This is a genomic window from Caldisphaera sp. (genome assembly GCF_049974385.1).
Lineage (GTDB): Archaea > Thermoproteota > Thermoprotei_A > Sulfolobales > Acidilobaceae > Caldisphaera.
On sequence record NZ_JBMFIW010000065.1, the window covers coordinates 1 to 619 of the forward strand.

Genomic DNA, 619 nt, shown 5'->3' on the forward strand with positions numbered 1-619 from the left:
GAGATAATTCTAGCTTCCTATAGGCCTACGGATCTAAATGATTTGATTCTTACTTTAGCAAATATTAATATGGCATTGTTGGGAAGATCTCGAGAATGCTAGATCTTTAAAATAACAATAATTAATCTAGTAGGTTAATTACGTTAAATAAAAATTTTATATATTAATAATAGTTTAAATTTATATGGTGAAACATAGTTGAGTTTGCAAAGAAAATCCAAAGAAGATAAAAATGAAGCTTCTCCTGATGTTAAGATTAAAATAGGAGATATAATAGACTTTGAGCTAGAAAAATTACCAAATTTATCTGTATTAATGGGCCCTCCCCAGTCATTCAAGACAACAATATTAAAATTAATATATGATATAGCATATTCCTCTAAAAATAATGTTATACCATCCGAGTTAAGCTACATCTATTATAATTTAACTAAGGTAGACCCTTTAAATGAAAACGCAGAATTTAGGCTATATAAATACGAAATACATTGTAGTTCAGATGAAACCCGAAATAAAACATGCGATAATGGAAAAAATTCAAAAGATTACGAAAAATTCAATGCAATTTTTATTCCGGAAGAATTTAGTTCAATCATAAAAGGTTTTTATTTGCCTTTCG

1 protein-coding gene is annotated in these 619 nt (G+C 27.3%); it reads left to right on the top strand.

Features of this window, described 5'->3' with window-relative positions:
* Positions 1 to 198: 198 nt before the first annotated feature.
* The coding region (locus tag ACP5GV_RS08125) for a hypothetical protein (protein ID WP_428103304.1) at positions 199 to 619 on the top strand (421 nt) is incomplete at its 3' end.